Annotated in this window: 15 protein-coding genes; 5 read left to right on the top strand and 10 right to left on the bottom strand. The window is 68.2% G+C overall.

The features are described 5' to 3' along the window. Window positions 1–6: 6 nt before the first annotated feature. From GVL12_RS14290 to GVL12_RS14255, 8 genes are all read right to left on the bottom strand, one after another. Window positions 7–1599: a rhodanese-like domain-containing protein gene (locus GVL12_RS14290; protein WP_159915094.1), complete on the bottom strand. Its 1593-nt coding sequence runs from the start codon at window positions 1597–1599 to the stop codon at window positions 7–9. 276 nt (window positions 1600–1875) lie between these two features. Continuing rightward, window positions 1876–2862 (bottom strand): tripartite tricarboxylate transporter substrate binding protein, encoded by a 987-nt coding sequence (locus GVL12_RS14285; RefSeq protein WP_159915092.1) that lies wholly within the window; start codon window positions 2860–2862, stop codon window positions 1876–1878. Window positions 2863–2922: 60 nt separating this feature from the next. Next, entirely contained in the window at window positions 2923–4137 is a 1215-nt protein-coding gene (locus GVL12_RS14280) for an SDR family NAD(P)-dependent oxidoreductase (RefSeq protein WP_159915090.1), read from the bottom strand. 2 nt (window positions 4138–4139) lie between these two features. Next, window positions 4140–4907, bottom strand: a complete 768-nt coding sequence (locus tag GVL12_RS14275; RefSeq protein ID WP_159915088.1) for an SDR family NAD(P)-dependent oxidoreductase — start codon at window positions 4905–4907, stop codon at window positions 4140–4142. Then, window positions 4904–5893 carry an acyl-CoA dehydrogenase family protein gene (locus GVL12_RS14270; protein WP_159915086.1) on the bottom strand — a complete coding sequence of 330 codons (990 nt, stop codon included), beginning with the start codon at window positions 5891–5893 and terminating at the stop codon, window positions 4904–4906. Before GVL12_RS14270 ends, GVL12_RS14275 begins: the two co-directional genes overlap by 4 nt. 1 nt (window position 5894) lies before the next feature. After that, the gene (locus GVL12_RS14265) at window positions 5895–7082 is read right to left on the bottom strand and encodes an acyl-CoA dehydrogenase family protein (protein ID WP_159915084.1); all 1188 of its coding nucleotides are present in this window, start codon (window positions 7080–7082) and stop codon (window positions 5895–5897) included. Further along, window positions 7072–9228, bottom strand: a complete 2157-nt coding sequence (locus GVL12_RS14260) for an acetate--CoA ligase family protein (protein ID WP_159915082.1) — start codon at window positions 9226–9228, stop codon at window positions 7072–7074. The genes GVL12_RS14265 and GVL12_RS14260 overlap by 11 nt, the downstream gene beginning before the upstream one ends. Window positions 9229–9231: 3 nt before the next feature. Beyond that, a complete protein-coding gene (locus GVL12_RS14255) occupies window positions 9232–10002 on the bottom strand; it encodes an enoyl-CoA hydratase/isomerase family protein (protein ID WP_159915080.1) in 771 nt (256 codons plus the stop codon). A 324-nt stretch (window positions 10003–10326) separates the two neighbouring features. On the opposite strand from GVL12_RS14255, the gene GVL12_RS14250 reads away from it, so the two are divergent. Further along, complete coding sequence (locus GVL12_RS14250; protein ID WP_159915078.1) at window positions 10327–11232, top strand: SMP-30/gluconolactonase/LRE family protein; 906 nt, start codon at window positions 10327–10329, stop codon at window positions 11230–11232. On the opposite strand, the gene GVL12_RS14245 is transcribed toward GVL12_RS14250, so the two are convergent. Continuing rightward, window positions 11217–12188 (bottom strand): LysR family transcriptional regulator, encoded by a 972-nt coding sequence (locus tag GVL12_RS14245; RefSeq protein ID WP_200843756.1) that lies wholly within the window; start codon window positions 12186–12188, stop codon window positions 11217–11219. The genes GVL12_RS14250 and GVL12_RS14245 overlap by 16 nt on opposite strands. A gap of 131 nt (window positions 12189–12319) precedes the next feature. Here GVL12_RS14245 and GVL12_RS14240 point away from each other — a divergent pair, with 131 nt between their 5' ends. From GVL12_RS14240 to GVL12_RS14225, 4 genes are read left to right on the top strand one after another with little or no spacing between them, the layout of a single operon-like run. Further along, window positions 12320–13387 (top strand): LLM class flavin-dependent oxidoreductase, encoded by a 1068-nt coding sequence (locus GVL12_RS14240; RefSeq protein ID WP_159915074.1) that lies wholly within the window; start codon window positions 12320–12322, stop codon window positions 13385–13387. Window positions 13388–13397: 10 nt separating this feature from the next. Then, window positions 13398–14183 (top strand): flavin reductase family protein, encoded by a 786-nt coding sequence (locus tag GVL12_RS14235; RefSeq protein ID WP_159915072.1) that lies wholly within the window; start codon window positions 13398–13400, stop codon window positions 14181–14183. A 10-nt stretch (window positions 14184–14193) separates the two neighbouring features. Next, complete coding sequence (locus GVL12_RS14230; RefSeq protein ID WP_159915070.1) at window positions 14194–14949, top strand: SDR family NAD(P)-dependent oxidoreductase; 756 nt, start codon at window positions 14194–14196, stop codon at window positions 14947–14949. 59 nt (window positions 14950–15008) lie between these two features. Continuing rightward, entirely contained in the window at window positions 15009–15974 is a 966-nt protein-coding gene (locus GVL12_RS14225; RefSeq protein WP_159915068.1) for a tripartite tricarboxylate transporter substrate binding protein, read from the top strand. Between the two features lie 231 nt (window positions 15975–16205). On the opposite strand, the gene GVL12_RS14220 is transcribed toward GVL12_RS14225, so the two are convergent. After that, window positions 16206–16940: a class II aldolase and adducin N-terminal domain-containing protein gene (locus GVL12_RS14220; RefSeq protein ID WP_159915066.1), complete on the bottom strand. Its 735-nt coding sequence runs from the start codon at window positions 16938–16940 to the stop codon at window positions 16206–16208. Window positions 16941–16958: the final 18 nt, after the last annotated feature.

Raw genomic sequence — 16958 nt, 5'->3', positions numbered from 1 at the left:
AACAGCTCACGCATGCGCTACGGCCGCAGGCAGGCGGAACGCCGCGAGTTCATCGGGCGCGCATTGGGCGATCAGCCCGGTTTCCCAGGCCAGGTAGCGGCGCGCGGCGTCGAGGTTGCCGTCGTGGCGGTCGTGCACAAAGAACAGGTAGTCGATGGCCTCGCTGTCTGCCGGGCTGTGGGGCGTGGTTTCGAGCGGCAGGCCCGCGGCTTGCCAGTCGGCGGCGAGCGCCCATTGCAGCGTGCCCGCAGAGCGGTCCGGCAGTTCGGCCAGCGCAAGCGCGGCGGTGGCGGCGTCGGGCGCGAGCAGCAGCACGGCCTGGTCGGCGCGCGCCGCGGCCTGCACCTGCGCGGCCAGGCGCGAGCGCAGGGACCAGAGCGCGCCCGCGGCGTGGCGCTGGCGGTAGGACAGCGAAGGCTGGATATCGACCAGCAAGGGCGCATGGCGCTCGACCCAGGCGGCCAGGTCCTGCACCGCGAGTGGTGCCGCGCCGGACGCGGCGACGGGTTCGGCCGGCAGGCGCAGCGGCGCATGGATACCGCCCTGGACCGTTGCCGTCTCGTAGCCCAGGCGCCACAGCCAGCTGGCGACGACCGGCGCGCGGACGGCTTCGTCATCGAGCAGCAGCACGCGGCTGTGGCGCACGGCGATGCTCTGGTCGGTGGCCTGCAGCAACTGGCCGCCCGGCGCATGGCGCGCACCGCTGAGCGTGCCGGCGGCGAATTCCTCGGCGCTGCGCACGTCGAGCACATAGGTGGTGCGCGTGCGCTCGTCTATCCAGGCCTGGGCCTGGGCGGCGTTCAGTTGCGGCACGCCCAGTTCGGCGGCCAGCGCGGCCGCGGCTGCCTGGTCCTGCGGGCGCGCGTTGCCGGGCGTCGGGTCACGGCGCGTGCTGCCATGTTCGAGCTGCAGGCCTGCGAGCGCCCAGCCCTGGGTGCCGTTCTCGAGCGCGATCACGGGGTTGGGAATGCCCAGGCTGCGCAGGATTTGCGCGCCAATGATGCTGCGCGTGCGGCCCGCGCAATGCACGACGATGGGCGTGCGCGGATCGGGCGCGAGCGCGTGCCAGCGCAGCGCGAGCTCGCCGTTGGGCACGGGCGTCGCGCCGGGAATGGTCATCTTGCGGTGTTCGCCCAGCGTGCGGCCATCGAGCAGCACCAGCGGCTCGCCGGCCTGCTGGCGGCGCTGCAGCTCCTGCGCCGAAAGCCGCGGCGTGTCGAACGCGTGCTCGACCAGCTCGCCAAAGGTCTTGGACGGCAGGTTCACGCCCTGGAACAGCACATAGCCCGCAGCCGCCCAGGCCGGCGCGCCGCCTTCGAGCACATGCAGCTGCGTATAGTTCAGCGCCGCCAGGCGTTCGGCGGCGCGCTCGGCCACGCCATCGCCGGCATCGAGCAGCACCACGCGCGTGTCGCGCCGCGGCACCAGGCGCGGCACCTCGTTTTCGAGCTGGCTATAGGCCGCGGGAATCGCAAAGAACGGATGGCCCTCGCCGAACTGGCCGGCTTCGCGCACGTCGAGCAGCGCGATTTCCGCGCCATCGTTGAGCCAGGCACGCAGCGTGGTGGCGGGGACCGAGGAAAAGTTGGGGGAGGGCATGGAGCGAAAGGCGCGTGCGCGCGGCAAAGAGGTGAGGAAGACCGAATGGTCTGCCTGAATCTACGCGCGCGGGGAACGCAGGCCAAGGAAGAAATGTGCATATGCAATGCGGGAAATCTTCTTTGGGCGGCGTCAAGATACTGGCGCGGCCCAGGGGGTCCCCGTTCGCCCTGAGCCCGTCGAAGGGTGAACGGCCAGCCCTATAGCTTGAGTGCAGGGCGTTCATGATTCGAGAAGCTCACCATGAACGGCTTGGTGGAGCCGCGTCGGCCTTGCTTAATCCACGCGCAGCTTTGCCACCTTCGCCAGGTTCTGCCACACCGCCACATCCTGCTTCACCGTGGTTGCGAACTGCTCCACGCTCTTGATCGGCGGCTTGGCCATGTTCTGCAGCGCGAACTTCTGGATCACGTCGTCGGTCGCCAGGATGCGGTTGATTTCGTGGTTCAGGCGCTGAACGACTTCGGGCGGCGTGCCGGCGGGTGCGAACACGCCATACCAGCCGTTCATGTCGAAGCGGAAGCCCTGCTCGAACAGCGTGCTGACTTCGGGCAGGGCAGGGCCGCGCGCCGAGCCGGTGCAGCCCAGGGCGTTGAGCTTGCCCGCGCGGATATGCGGCACGGGCGAAGCGATGTCGGTGAAGCCTACGGAAATGTTGTTGCCCAGCAGATCGGTCACCAGCGGCGCCACGCCCTTGAACGGCACATGCTCCATCACCAGGCCATAGTGGGCCTTGATGCCCTCCATCGCCAGGTGGCCGGTCGAGCCGCTGCCCCAGGAGCCATAGACCAGCTTGTTGGGCTGGGCCTTGACGTAGCGTACCAGGTCGCCGAGGTTGTTGAAGCCGGTGGACGGGTGGGCCACGAGCAGCACGCCGGCCGAGCCGACCTGCGCCACGGGCAGCAGGTCCTTCTCGGTGTCATAGGGCATCTTGGCCTGGATGATGGGGTTGATGGCGATCGCCGACGAAGGCGACAGCAGCAGCGTGTAGCCGTCGGCCTGGGCCTTGGCGACGTTGTCGGTGCCGATCAGGCTGTTGGCGCCGGGCTTGTTGTCGACGACCACGGTCTGGCGCAGCGCTTCCTGCAGATTCACCGCGAGCAGGCGGCCGAAGATGTCCATGCCCGAGCCCGCGGGCCCGGGAACGACGAGGCGGATGGTGCGCGCCGGCCAGTTGCCCGTGGTGCTGCTGGCCTGGGCCTGGAGCGCGAAAGCGGCCGAGCCGGCGAGCAGGGTGCGGCGGGTGATGGGGGTATGGATCATGAAGTTGTCTCCTCTGTGTTCTGCGTGGTCAGCACAGGGCTGCCCGCGGTTGGGTTGGCATCATGGCAGGGCAGGCAAAAGCACCTGGCCTGTAAGGAACTGGGCGCGCGCGCCGCTGACGTAATCGAGCAGCGGCACGCATTCGGCTGGCGCGCAGGTGGCGGCCAGCGCATTGATGCGCAGGCCCGCCGCGCCCCATTCGGCGGCCAGCGTGGCGATGGCCATGCGCGCCGCCGCGCTGTCGCTGGCCAACTGCCAGTCGATGTCCGAAGGTGTGGTGGGCAGCAGCAATGTCAGGCTGGCCTGGCGCGCATGCTGGTTGCGGAAGGCGCGCGCCGCGTCCAGCACGGCGGCAAGAACGCCACCCACGGGTGCCTGCAAGGCACGGCCGTCGATCACGGCCGGGTAAGTCTGGCCGGTGGCACCGGCCGTTGGCAGTTGCGCCAGCGCAGCCTGCCAATCAGCGGATTCCATGGACGTGCACTGCAGCGCGCGCGGCGTGTCGAACGCCAGCGCAGGCAGTTGCGCCGGCGGCAGCGGCTGGCTGCCGCCATAGAGGGATGAGCCGCCATCGAGCACCAGCAACTGGCCGGCGCAGGGGCGGGCGCCAGGGCCCACGAGAAAGGCCAGGGCCTCGGCCATGTCTTCGGGCTCGGCCATGCGCGCCAGTGGAATGCGCGACAGCGCCTGCGGCAGATCCAGGCGCTGGCTATCGATCAGCCGCTGCACGAGTTCGGTGCGCACAAAGCCTGGCGACAGCGCGCTCACGCTCCAGTCGGGCCGGGCGCGCGCCAGCGTCTGGGTCTGGGCGATCAGGCCGGCCTTGCTCGCGCTGTACAGGCCGCGCCAGGGAATGGCACGCAGGCCCGCGCCCGAGGCCACATTGACGATGCGCGCGCCGGCGCGCAGATGCGGCGTGCACACATGCACCATGCGCGCGGGCGCTTCGAGGTTGAGCGCCAGCAGCCGCTGCGCCGCGCCGTCGTCGGCGCCCGCGAGCACTTCGGCGCCGCCCGCGGACATGCCGGCGTTGTTGATCAGCGCATCGAGCGGCGGCAGCAGCGCGCCCAGGGCCTCGATGCGCGCAGCATGGGTGAGATCGGCGACCAAGGCCAGCGGCGCGGGCGCGCCCGCGGGCCAGGCGGCCTGCAGGCGTTCTAGCGCCGCGGCATCGGCATCGACCAGCACGCAATGCCAGCCGTCACGCGCCAGCCGCAGCGCCGTGGCCCGGCCTATGCCGCCCGCGGCGCCGGTGATGAGAACGGTGCCTGGCATGCTCAGATATTGGTGAACGTCACGCCGCCATCGACGGCCAGGCCCTGGGCGGTGACGAACCCTGCGTCATCGCTGGCCAGGAAGCAGATGGCGCGCGCGATGTCTTCGACCGTGCCCAGGCGGCCCATGGGCGTGCTCGCGACGCGCGCCGCGTCGCGCTCGGCGTTGCGGTTGCGCTGCGTGCCTTCGGTGGGAACGGCCGAAGGGCAGACCGCATTGACGCGTATGCGCTGCGCGCCGAGTTCGGCCGCAGCCGCGCGCGTGATGCCCAGGATGCCCGACTTGATGCCCGAATAGACCAGCGAGTTGGGCGCCGAGCGCAGCGCGGCCGTGGAGGCGACGTTGACGATGGCACCGCCGCGTTGCGGGTCCATGGCCGCGGTGGCGGCCTGAATGCCCCAGATCACGGCCTTGAAGCCCACGTCGAGCATGCGTTCCATGGTGTCGGCCTGGATGTCGGGCACGGCCTGGTAACGCACCCAGGCGGCGTTGTTGATCAGGATATCGAAGCGCCCGCCTTCGCTGCGCGCCTGTTCGACGGCTGCCTGAATGCCTTCGCGGCTGGCGATGTTCTGCACCACGCCGAAAGCGCGCCCGCCCGCTGCGCGGATCTCGTCGACCACGGCGGCGACGAATTCGGGCTTGAGGTCGTTGACGGCGACGACGGCGCCGCGCGCCGCCATCTGGCGCGCGGTTTCACGGCCTATGCCGTTGCCGGCGCCGGTGATCAGGGCCACGCGGTCCTGCAAGTCGAGTTTGGCGCTGCTCATGCGGCCTCCTGTGCATTGATGAAGTCTTGTCCGAGTTGGCGCGTGAGTGCGCCCGCGCCGCAGGCAGCGTCCAGCGCGCGCACGCTGCGCAGCGCGCGGTGCAGCGGCAGCTCCCAGGTGAAGCCCATGCCCCCGTGCAGGTGCATGGCCTTCTCGATGATGAAGGCCGCGTGCTGCAGATTGAGCGCCAGCGCGCTGCGTGCCACGCGCGCCGGCTTGGCGCGCTCGGGCTCCGCGGGATCGACGCGCAGCGCATGGGCGATGGCCGCGCCGCTGGCCTCGTGGAACAGCTTCATGCGCGCCAGCCAGTGGCGCACGGCCTGGCGCGTCGACAAAGGCGCGCCAAACTGCACGCGCGTGCCGGTGTGCTCCACGGCGGCCTGCAGCGCGCCGTCGGCCGCGCCATGGGCGCTGGCCGCGAACAGCAGGTCCAGGTCATGCCACAGCGCGGCGGCAGCGGTGGCATCGATTTCGGCCAGCACCTTGGCTTGTGACAGATCCAGCCAGGCCGCGGGTTCCTCGGGGTCCAGCGAGGGATCGAGTTCGCGCGGCGCGCCGGCGAGATCGACCAGCACCGCGCCTTCGCCCTGCGCCGCGCGCAGCAGCAGCCAGTCGGCCTGCTGCGCCTGGCGCGCATGGCCTGCCCAAGCGTCGCCCAGCCGGCCTTGCGCGGCAATCGTCGCGCGGCGGCTGCCGTCGACCAGCGCCGCACGCAGCGCCGCATCGGGCAGGTGGCGTGCGAGAGCTATCTGCTCGGCCAGCGCAAAGCGCAGGCGCAGCTTTCCGGCGGCCTGCACCACGGGCACGGCAAAGGCCAGCGGCAGGTCCATGCCGCCGTCGTCTTCAGGTGCGCAGACGCCGAACAGGCCGGCCGCGGCGAGCACGCCCGCATGGGTGTCTTCGGGGCGGCTGAGCGCATCGGTGATCGCGGCTTCGGCGGCCTCGCCGAACTCTTCGGGGCGCAGCCCCTGGTCTTCTTGGGTCATGTCAGTGCTCCCGGGGCAGCTGGAGAATGCGTTGGGCGATCAGATCGAGCTGGACTTCGGACGTCCCCGCATAGATCGTCTCGGCGCGTGAGAACAGGTAGGCCTGGGTGAAGACCTGGCGCGCGCGCCGGGCCAGCGCGCTGGACTGCGGGCCGATCTGGCTGACCTGGGACAGCGCGAAGCTGGCAAACGACTGGTGGCACTCGGACCAGAACAGCTTGGTCAGCGAGCCGCGCGCGCCCACGGCCTGGCCCTGCAGGATCTGGTCGACCGAGCGCTCGACCAGGCCCTTGAGGCCGTCGATCTCGGCGAGCAGCTCGCCCACGCGGCGCTGCACGCCGCCGTCTTCGAGCTGGCGCGCGAGCTGCGGGTCGGAGCGCAGCGCGCGCACCAGAAAGCGCAGCTCGGCTTCGAAGCGCCAGGGGCGGTACATGCGGTTGGTCGCGCGTTCTATGCCCAGCACCTTGAGCGCCGCGGCCCAGCCTTCGTCGGGCGCGCCCAGGCGCGCGCTGTCGGGCACGACCACGTCGTCAAAGAAGACTTCGGCAAACGAATCCTTGCCGTCGATGGACTTGATGGGCACCACGCGTATGCCGGGCGTGTCCATGGGCACGGCAAACATCAGCAGGCCGCGGTGGCGGTCGGCGACGGTGCCGGTGCGCGCCAGCAGCAGGCAGTAATGGGCCTTGGCCGCGCCGCTGGTCCAGATCTTCTGGCCGTTGATGCGCCATTGGTCGCCTTCGAGAACGGCCTTGGTGCGCAGCCGCGCGAGATCGGAGCCCGCGTCGGGCTCGGAAAAGCCCTGGCACCAGAACTCGCGCATGCCCAGGATATTGGCCAGGAAGTTCTGCTTTTGCTCTTCCGTGCCCACGGCCATGATGATAGGGCCCGCGAGTTCCTTGCCGATGGAGCTCACGCTGTCGGGCATCAGCAGATTGCCGACTTCCTGGTTCACGACCAGGTGTTCGCGCAGGCTCAGACCATGGCCGCCGTAGACCTTGGGCCAGGTCATTCCGGCTAGGCCGGCCGCGTGCATCGCGGCTTCCCATTCGCGGCTTTCCTGCAGCGTGGGCGTGCGGTAGTCGAGGCTGTCGCCGCGCATGTGCGTGGGCAGGTGGGTCGCGAGCCAGTCGTGGGCATGGCGGCGGTAGCCGGCCAGGTCGACGCTCATAGGGAAATCATTCAGCATGGGCGCTCTCGGGTTCAGGGGTGCGGGCCACCATCAGCGCGTCGAGGATGGCAATGCCTTGGCCTTCGGGGCGCACGAGGATGGGGTTGAGGTCGATTTCGCCGACCTGGTCGCGGTGCGTGCAGGCGAATTCGGACAGCCGGGCGACCGCGCGCGCGGCTGCGGCGATGTCGGCCCGGGCCTGGCCGCGTGCGCCGTCGAGCAGCGGGAACAGGCGCAGCGAACGGATCATGGTCAGCGCCTGGGCCTGGCTCACGGGCGCGGGCTGCACGGCGACGTCACGCAGCACTTCGGCGTAGATGCCGCCCATGCCGACCATTACCACGGGGCCGAACACCGGGTCGCGCGAAATGCCGGCGATCAGCTCGGTGCCGCCGCGCAGCATGGGCGCGACCAGCAGGCCTGCGATGCGTGCCTGGGGCGCATGGGCGGCGACGCTGGCAAAAATGCGCGCGCTGGCTGCGCGCACCGCATCGGCGTCGGCCAGGTTCAGCGCCACGCCGCCGACTTCGGTCTTGTGCGCAATGTCTTCGGAGAGGATCTTCAGCACGACCGGGTAGCCCAGCGCATCGGCGGCCTGCACGGCGCCGTCGGCGTCTGGCACCTGCAGCTCGCGCGGCACTTCAAAGCCCGCATCTATCAGCACCTGCTTGGCCGCGTATTCATTGCGGAACGCGGCCTCGGGCAGGCGCGCGGCCGTGCTGCGGGCAGCGGCCGCGGGCGGCTGTTCGGCTTCGAGCAGCCGGGCCTGGCGCACCAGGGCTTCGATGCCGCGTGCCGCGGCGTCAATGCTCGAGAACACCGGAATGCCCAGCGCCTGGATCTGCACCACGGCGTCGGCCGGACCGCGGCTGATGATGACCAGCGGGCGCTGCGGATAGGCCGCGCGCAGCTGGGCCAGGGCCTGCAGGTAGATGTCGCGCAGCCGGCTGCTGTACAGGCCCAGCGAAAGAAACAGCACCGTCGTGGCTTCGCCCGGGTCTTCCTGCAGCGCGGACAGCACTTCGAACAGGATGTCGGGGCGGCTGGAAATCTGCGCCGAGGCATCGACAGGGTTGTTGGTGCTTGCGCCGGGCAGCACCTTGTGGATGCGTGCGCGCGTGGCGGGGGCCAGCGCGGGCAGCGCCAGGCCGGCGTCGCTCATCGCGTCGGCCATCATGATGCCGAAGCCGCCCGAGGCCGCGACCAGCGTCACCGCGGGCATGCGCGGCAGACTGTCTGGCAACAATTGGCTCAGCGCCTGGCCGATTTCCACCAGGTCTTCATGCGAGCGCACGCGCAGCGCGCCATGGCGGCGCAGCACGGCGTCTATCACCGCGTCCGAGGCCGCCAGCGCGCCGGTGTGCGAGGCCGCCGCGGCCTGGCCCTGTTCGGTGGCGCCGATCTTGAGCACCACCACGGGCGTGCGGTGTTCGCGCGCAATCGCCAGTGCCTGCGTGAGGCGCTCGCCGTCGCGGCAGGTTTCCATGCAGCACAGGATCACGCGCGTCGCGGGGTCGCGCGCCAGCGCGGCAATGCCGTCGGCCAGATCGACTTCGGCTTCATTGCCGGTAGTCACCATGCGGCTGATGCCGACGCCGCGCTGCACCAGCAGTTGCAAGGTGTAGCTGCCGATATTGCCCGACTGCGAAACGATGCCGATGGCGCCGGGCTGGGGGTAGTAGTCCTCGAGCGCGACCGAGAACGAGGCGATGGCGCGCTCGGCCACGCCCACCGTGCCCAGGCAGTTGGGGCCCAGCAGGCGCATGCCGTGGCGCAGGGCCGTGGCGCGCATCGTCGCCTGCCAGGCCGCGCCTTCCTCGCCGGCTTCGGCAAAGCCCGAAGACAGCACGACCACGGCGCGCACGCCGCGCGCGGCGCAGTCTTCTACGGCCTGCACGGCGTGGGCCGCGGGCACGGCGATCAGCGCCAGTTCGGGCGCCTGGGGCGTGTCGGCCAGGCGGGCGTAGGCCGGCAGGCCCTGGATTTCACCGCCCTTGGGGTTGATCGGATAAATGGCGCCCGCATAGCCGTGGCGGCGCAGCAGGTGCACGGGCCGCCCGCCGATCTTGGTGGCGTCGGCCGAGGCGCCTATCACGGCAATGCCGCGCGCCAGGAAAAAGGCGTCCATCCCGGTTCCCGGGGCGGGTGTCTGGTAGTCGCTCATGGTTCAGCGGCCCTTGAATTGCGGTTCGCGCTTTTCGAGGAAGGCCATGCGCGCTTCGCGCGCGTCCTCGGTGCGCGACAGCGTCATGGTGAATTCCTGCTCGAAGCGGTAGGCGTCGCGCTGCGGCATCACGTCGACCATGTTGGCCGCGCGCTTGGCGTAGATCACGGCCAGCGGCGCCTTGGATGCGATTTCATGCGCGAGCTTCATGGCCACGGGCAGCAGTTCCTCGGGCGGCAGCACGGCTTCGAGCACATTGCGCTGCAGCAGCTCGGCGGCCGTGAGGCGCTGGCCCGTGAAGAACATGCGCCGCGCCGTGGAGCGGCCGAACAGCGTGCGCAGCATGGACGCGCCACCGGCCAGGCCGACATTGATTTCGGGCATGCCGAAGGTTGCGTTGTCCGAGGCGTAAAGGATGTCGCAGGCCGCGGCCAGGCCCAGGCCCGCGCCCAGCGCCGCGCCGTTGATGGCGGCAATCACGGGCTTGGCGCATTCGCGTATCGCATTGCCGGTCTCGCGGGTAATGCGGTTGTGCTCGAGAAAATCGCCGGGAATATCGGCGTCGGGTCGGTCCTTCAAATCGGCGCCCGCGCAGAAAATAGTGCCCTGGCCCGTCAATACCGCGCAGCGAATATCGTCGCGTGCGGAAATGTCGTCGAAAATCGCAACGATTTCCCGGCGCATTTCACGGCTGAGCGCATTGACGGGCGGGCGGTTGAGCGTGACCAAAGCCACCTTGTCCTTGATTTCAAACAGCACGCTTTTTTCAGACATGGGTCACCCCCACCAGATTCGAAATGGCATTTGCCGGGCAGAAAGGGAAAATATCCGCGGCATGGCGCGGAAAATCGGTGGCGATCAAATTTGTCTCCTGGTTTTCGGGCTAAAACCCTAGCCCTCTACACGGGGGGCGCAGGGAAATTCTAGGGACGAACCGCGCGAAATACTCCGGATAAATCGTTGGATGTGTTCTGCGAAAACGTACGGAGTCGCGCGGCCATCCCCTCGTAAGATGAAGGCAATCGTTTGCCTCGCAGGCCTGCCTGCACGCCCTCTGGCTGGGCACGGCTGCCTTTCTTTCACTCCACGTTCACCGCCATGCCCGCCTCCCCCGCTTCCCATCCCGAGATCCAGGTGTTTGGCACGCTGCGCACCCGCCTGGGCGAATGCCCGGTCTGGGATGCGCGCCAGCAACTGCTGTGGCTGATCGACAGCCGCGACGGCCTGCTGCTCGCGCTCGATGCGCAGGGCGACGAGCGCCAGCGCTTCGAGCTGCCCGCGCCGCTGGGGTCGTTCGCGCTCAACAGCGACGGGCGACTGGTGGTCGCGCTGCGCGAAAGCGTGGTGTTGCTCGACCCGGCGAGCGGGCGCCTGCAGACGCTGGGCCGGCTGGAAGAACAGCACCCCAATTTGCGCCTCAACGACGGCGCGGCCCTGGCCGATGGGAGCTTTTGCGTGGGCACCATGCACACCTTTCGCGAAGCGCACGAAGCGCCGCTGGGCGGGCTGTACCGCATAGATCCCGCAGGCCAGATGCTGCGCGTGGACCAGGGCTATGGCGTGGTCAATGGCCCGGTACAGCATCCGGTCGATGGCCGGGTGTTCGTCTGCGACAGCGCGGCGCGGCGCATCCATGTCTACCCGCCGCCGGGCGACGGGCCCTGGCTGCGGACCCTGTTTGCCGACACCCAGCGCCTGGGCTCGGCGCCCGATGGCTGCTGCTTCGACGACGAAGGCGGGCTGTGGAGCGCGCTGGTGCACACCGGGGAGATCGTGCGCTTCGATGCCCGGGGCCAGCCGGGCCAGCGCCTGCGCCTGCCGCTGGCGCACCCGAGTTCCCTGAGCTTTGGCGGCCCGGCGCTCGACGAGCTTTACGTGACCTCGATTTCCGACAGCGGCCGGCTCAGCGCCAGCGGCCCGCTAGACGGCCGCGTGCTGCGCGTGCGCGGCCTGGGCCGGCGCGGCGCGCCGCGCCCGGCCTGCAACATTCAGCCGCCAAGCTGATCGGCAGCCGGTGCTGCGGCAGCCGGTGCTGTGGCGGCCGGGGCCGGCTCATCGCGCAGCGCGATAAAGCGGTTGCTCTCGCCCGACACATGCTCGACGACGAAGTCGAGGAACAGCCGCAGCTTGGTCGGCACCATGGGCGTGTCGAGAATCGTGGCGTACATGCCTTCCTCATAGGTGGTGTTGGTCACCTGGTAGTCGGCCAGCAGCCGCACCAGGCTGCCGCGCTCGAGGTCGGCGTGCACCGTGTAGTCGTCCAGCAGCGCAATGCCTTCGCCCAGGCGCGCCATCTCGAGCAGCGCCATGCCGTTGTTGCTCGCATGGCGCGGCTGGAAGGCCAGGTCCTCGATCTGCCCCTCCTGGCTGAAATGCCAGACGCTCTCGCCGCCGGGGCGCAGGTAGTTCAGGCAGTCGTGCTCGGCGAGATCGGCGGGCTTTTGCGGCAGCGTGCGCCCCGCAAGATAGCCGGGCGAGGCCACGAGGTAGCGCGCGCTGCGAAACAGGATGCGCCGCTTGACGCCGGCTTCGACCGGTGGCGAGATGCGGAAGTCGATGTCGATCTGGTCGCGCCGCAGGTCGGCCGGCGTTTCCGACAGGATCAGCTCGATGTGGATGTCGCGGTACAGGCGCCGAAAGCGCGCGACCAGCGGCGGCAGCACGCCCAGCCCGAACATCATGCGCGAGTGCACGCGCAGGTGGCCCCTGGGCGCTTCGCGGATCGCGGTGATGCTGGTGTGCGCTTCGTTGATGTTCCAGAGAATGCCTTCGAGCTGGCGCGCATATTCCTCGCCCGATTCGGTGAGCATGATCTGGCGCGTGGAGCGCAGCAGCAGCTTGACACCCAGCGATTCCTCGAAATCGGTGATCAGCCGCGAAACCGCCGTCGCCGAAACCCCGAAGGTGCGCGCCGTCGTTGAAAAGTTCTTGGTTTTCGAGACCGAAAGAAAAAACTCCATAGCACGCAGCCGATCCATGACTTCTCCAATATCCGCAGGACAGATCCTCGATTTTCATGCATTCCAGCCAGCGCCGGGGCTTCCTAGAATCATTTATCAGATTCACGCGTATCAAGACAAGGAAGCACACCATGGAATTCGGCGTATTCATTCTCGCGCAGCAACGTGGTTATCACCAGAGTTCGCAGCAGGTCATCCAGAACTCCATCGAGCAGACCGTGGTCGCGGAACAGGCCGGTTTCCACTCCGCCTGGTATGCCGAGCACCATTTCAACAACTACTCGCTGTCGCCCTCGCCCTTGATGATGGTCGCCCATGTGGCCGCCAAGACCAGCCGCATCCGCCTGGGCACGGCGGTCTGCATCCTGCCGCTGTACCATCCCGCGCGCTTCCTGGCCGAAGTCGGCTTCGTCGACACGGTCTCCAACGGCCGGCTGGACCTGGGCGTGGGCTCGGGCTACCAGGAGTTCGAGTTCGAGCGCTTCGGCGTCAAGATCGCCGAGTCGGGCGAGATCTTCAATGAATTCCTCGACATCATTCCCAAGGGCCTGGGCGAGCGCATCTTCGAATACCACGGCAAGCACTTCGATGTGCCGCCCAGCTCCATCGCCGTGCGCTGCGTGCAGGACCCCATGCCCCCGCTGTGGGTCACGTCCGGCAACCCCACGGTGCTGGGACGCGGCGTGCGCGAGAACCACAACCTGTTCGTCACGGCGCTGCTCAACGGCAACGACGCCATCACCAGCCTGCGCGCGCGCCTGGACAAGGTCGCCGAGGACAACGGCAAGGACCTGGACCGCGATGTGAAGTTCGGCTTCCTGCGCTGCGCCTATGCGTCGGACAACCGTGCCGAAGTCGACGCGTATCTGGACAACGCGCGCTTCCAGCGCCGCATTTCCGAAAGCCTCAAGTTCCGCCGCGCGCACAGCGACGACGGCTACATGGTGCACGAGGAGCCGTCGCCCACCGACATCAGCTTCGACCAGATGCGCGCCAACCTGCCCGTGGGCTCGGTCAACCAGGTGATAGACAAGATGCTCGAGGAAATCAGCATCCTGCGCCCCAAGCACATCGCGCTGCAGACCCAGCTCGGCGACTTCGACCAGAAGACCATGCTGCGCCAGATCGAACTCTGGGGCGAACGCATCATTCCCGCGATCCGCAAAGAGGTCGGCGAGCTCAGCGTGGCCACGGCCTAAGGAGACCAACATGCGCTTTCATCTGTCCGATTCCGGGACCCTGTCCCTGCGCGAGCCCATGGATTTCAAGCGGCTCGATGTGCTGATCGATCCCCAGCCGCCCGAAGCGGTGGAGCGGGCGATACGCCGCATCGGGCGGCGTGAGAGCGACACCCATGTACGGCTCGCGCCTTCGGTGCTGCGCTTTGTCAGCGGCCATGCGGGCGAGCCCGAGTGGGAAGAGGGCTTTGCGCGCATGCTCGACTATGCGCAGCGCAATGGCTGGGTCGACGAGCAGGGCCAGGTGCGCGCCCACATCAGCCATGGCGACCAGGAAGAAGTGGTGTCGATCGCCGAATTCAAGACCGCGCTGCGCGCGCTGCCCGCGGGCATCTGCGCGGTGAGCACGGGCCAGGGCGATGAGGTCGCGGGAATGATCGTCTCCAGCCTCACGGCGGTCTGCGCCGAGCCGCCGATGATAGGTTTCTTTGCCCACCGGCAGTCGTCGTTCACCGCGCCGCTGCTCGAAAGCGGGCGCTTTGTCGCCAACGTGCTGGGCGAAGGGCATGACGGCGTGATGGCGCAGTTCCTGCAGGCACCCCAGGGCATCGCGCGCTTCTCGGACGAACGCTGGCACAGCGAAGGCGACCAGGCGCCGGTGCTGTCCGATGCGCTGGCCAGCATGGAATGCGACGTGGTCTGGACCCAGGCGCTGGGCACCCACCATCTGGTGGTCGGCAAGGTGCGGCGCTCGCACCACAGTCCCTCGAGCCCGGTCGTGCATTTCAATGCCGCCACGCACCGCATTGCGGCATAGGGGCGCAGCCATGTACACACCGTTGAAGGGAAAGATCGCCCTGGTCACCGGCGCGGGCTCGGGCATAGGCCGGGCCCACTGCGAACTGCTGGCCGCACGCGGCGCGGCCGTCATCGTCAATGACCTGCACGCCGACGCGGCGCACGAGACCGTGGCGCTGGTGCGCGCGGCCGGCGGCCAGGCCCTGGCCTGCGTTGCCGATGTCTCTCAAGGGGCCAGCGTCGCGCAGGCGTTCGCGGCCGCGCAGCGGCAGCTGGGCGCCGTGGACATCCTGGTCAACAACGCCGGCATTCCGGGTGGCATGCGCCCGCTCGAGGATATAGACGAAGCCGCGATCGACGCGATGTTCGCCGTGACCGTCAAGGGCGCGATGCTCTGCACCCAGGCCGTGCTGCCCGCGATGAAGCAGCGGCGCAGCGGCAAGATCATCAACACCGCGTCGATCACGGCCTATGGCACGCACCGCAATGTGAGCGCCTATGCGGCGTCCAAGGGGGCGATCATCAGCCTCACGCGGGCCTGGGCGCGCGAATTCGCCGAGTGGAATATCCATGTCAACGCGGTGGCTCCCGGCCGGGTGCAGACGCCGATGAGCGCCGGCCTGAGCGCCAACCCCGAATACGCCCGCGAAGTGCAACTGCGCGTGCCGCTGGGCCGGCGCGCGCAGCCGCAGGAGATTGCCTGCGTGGTCGCGTTTCTCGCGTCCGCGGACGCCGACTACATGACCGGCCAGATTCTCGGCCCCAACGGCGGGGAAGTCATGTAGCGCGCATTCCCCGTGAAGCGTGCGGCATACCGGTCAAAAAATAATCAATGGAGACAAGAATGCACCTTCTCAACGTTCTGGCAGTCGCGACCGCGCTGGCCGCCGCTGCACCGCTGCAGGCCCAGGAGGCTTTCCCCAGGCGGCCCGTGACCATCGTCGTGCCGTTCTCGGCCGGCGGCGTGACCGACCACTTCGCGCGCGTCACCGGGCTCAAGCTCGGCGCGCTCTGGGGCCAGCCCGTGATCGTGGAAAACCGCGTCGGCGCGGGCACCATCATCGGCACCCAGCATGTGAGCCGCGCGCCGGCCGACGGCTATACGCTGCTGTTCACCAGCTACGCGTTCACGTCCAACCCCGAGCTGCGCAAGAACCTGCCGTATGCAGCGTCGGCGTTCCGCCCGGTCGCGCTGCTGGGTTCGACGCACAACATCCTGCTGGTCAACAACCGGCTCAAGGGCAAGTCGCTGGGTGAACTGATCGCGCAGGCCAAGGCCCAGGCGCCCAAGGGCGGGCTGACGCTGGGCTCGTCGGGGCCGGGCTCCAGCCCGCATATAGGTGCCGAGCTGTTCGCGCAGCAGGCCGGCATTCCGTTCACCCATGTGCCCTACAAGGGCCAGGGGCCGGCGATGATAGACCTGACTTCGGGTGTCTTCGACGGCATGTTTGACGGCATGTCGTCGTATCCACAGGTGCAGCGCGGCGCGGTGAGCGCAGTGGCAATTGCCGCGCCACGGCGCCACCCCGACGCGCCGGAACTGCCGACGTTCAAGGAACTGGGCATGGACTTCGTCGCCGGCAGCTGGTTCGGCCTGCTCGCGCCCGCGGGCGTGCCCGATGAGGTCGTCGCCAGGATCAACGCCGACATGCGCGAAGCGCTCAAGGACCCCGAACTCAAGGCGCAGATCGCCAAGACCGGGCTGCAGGTTTCGACCTCCACCCCCGAAGCCTTTGGCAAGTTTCTCGCGCAGGAGACGGAGAAGTTGCGCAATTTGATACGGCAGGGGGCGAAGATAGATATCAATTGATCCGTTTGTCCTGAGCGGGGCGCACCACGAACGGTTTTCCCCGCTCGCCCTGGGTCCTGAGCCCGTCGAAGGATCGAAGCGTCGGTATTTTGAGCGCCGGCCACTCATCGCCGCTGTTTTCTCAAATTGAGTGCTTTATAAGCCATTGATTTATTTGACAAAAAGAGCGATTTCTTGAGCGCCTGCCTGGCCGGCCCCGTCAGGCCTCGAGACCCGCTACGCCGACCTTGCTCAGTGGGCGTAGGAAGGGTCTTCACGGTCCAGCAGGCGCTTCATTTCCTCGAAATGGGCGATGGAGAAATTCCTGATTCCTTCCCAGTCCCGGGCGGTTCTTTCCGCGATGTCGTCGGGCAGGACCCGCAGCGGCTGCCCGGTGGCATAGGCGGTGGCCAGAAGCTGGCAGGCGCGCTCTATGGTGTACATGTCATCGAATGCTTCACCCACCGTTTCGGCGGTGATCAGCACGCCGTGATTGCCCATCAGGAGCCGGGATTTGCTGGCCAGGCAGTCGACCAACCGATTTCCTTCGGCCGTGGTGTCCGCCATGCCGCCGTAGCAGACGTCGACCGCGACCCTGTTGAAATAGCGGGCAGTGTTCTGGTCGATCGGAAGAATGGCGGCATTCTCCAGGCAGGAGATGGCCGTGGTGTAGATGGGGTGAAGGTGCATGGCGACCCTGACCGACGGCAGTCTTTTGTGCAGTTGTCCATGGATGGCCCAGGCGGTGATGTCCACCTGGTTGCTGTCGATGCAGGAGGGTTCTGCGTCGGCATCCAGCAGCAGCAGATCGCTGGCGCGAATCGTCGCGAAATGCTTCCATTTCGGATTGATCAGGAATCGCTTTCCGTCGGGGCTGACCGCGGCACTCAGATGGTTGGCCACGGCCTCGTGCATTCCCAGGCGCGCGAATATGCGAAACGCTGCGGCCAGGTCGATGCGGCGCTGTTGTTCATGGTCATTCGTCATGGCGAACCTCTGTCTGGG

The organism is Pantoea sp. 18069 (assembly GCF_902706035.1).
In the GTDB taxonomy this organism is placed as follows: Bacteria; Pseudomonadota; Gammaproteobacteria; order Burkholderiales; family Burkholderiaceae_C; genus Comamonas.
This window is presented reverse-complemented; position numbering and strand designations above follow the sequence as displayed.

Coding starts and splice junctions, on each gene's coding strand:
- GVL12_RS14290 (WP_159915094.1), bottom strand. CDS start 1,599: ATGCCCTCCCCCAACTTTTCCTCGGTCCCCGCCACCACGCTGCGTGCC.
- GVL12_RS14285 (WP_159915092.1), bottom strand. CDS start 2,862: ATGATCCATACCCCCATCACCCGCCGCACCCTGCTCGCCGGCTCGGCC.
- GVL12_RS14280 (WP_159915090.1), bottom strand. CDS start 4,137: ATGCCAGGCACCGTTCTCATCACCGGCGCCGCGGGCGGCATAGGCCGG.
- GVL12_RS14275 (WP_159915088.1), bottom strand. CDS start 4,907: ATGAGCAGCGCCAAACTCGACTTGCAGGACCGCGTGGCCCTGATCACC.
- GVL12_RS14270 (WP_159915086.1), bottom strand. CDS start 5,893: ATGACCCAAGAAGACCAGGGGCTGCGCCCCGAAGAGTTCGGCGAGGCC.
- GVL12_RS14265 (WP_159915084.1), bottom strand. CDS start 7,082: ATGCTGAATGATTTCCCTATGAGCGTCGACCTGGCCGGCTACCGCCGC.
- GVL12_RS14260 (WP_159915082.1), bottom strand. CDS start 9,228: ATGAGCGACTACCAGACACCCGCCCCGGGAACCGGGATGGACGCCTTT.
- GVL12_RS14255 (WP_159915080.1), bottom strand. CDS start 10,002: ATGTCTGAAAAAAGCGTGCTGTTTGAAATCAAGGACAAGGTGGCTTTG.
- GVL12_RS14250 (WP_159915078.1), top strand. CDS start 10,327: ATGCCCGCCTCCCCCGCTTCCCATCCCGAGATCCAGGTGTTTGGCACG.
- GVL12_RS14245 (WP_200843756.1), bottom strand. CDS start 12,188: ATGGAGTTTTTTCTTTCGGTCTCGAAAACCAAGAACTTTTCAACGACG.
- GVL12_RS14240 (WP_159915074.1), top strand. CDS start 12,320: ATGGAATTCGGCGTATTCATTCTCGCGCAGCAACGTGGTTATCACCAG.
- GVL12_RS14235 (WP_159915072.1), top strand. CDS start 13,398: ATGCGCTTTCATCTGTCCGATTCCGGGACCCTGTCCCTGCGCGAGCCC.
- GVL12_RS14230 (WP_159915070.1), top strand. CDS start 14,194: ATGTACACACCGTTGAAGGGAAAGATCGCCCTGGTCACCGGCGCGGGC.
- GVL12_RS14225 (WP_159915068.1), top strand. CDS start 15,009: ATGCACCTTCTCAACGTTCTGGCAGTCGCGACCGCGCTGGCCGCCGCT.
- GVL12_RS14220 (WP_159915066.1), bottom strand. CDS start 16,940: ATGACGAATGACCATGAACAACAGCGCCGCATCGACCTGGCCGCAGCG.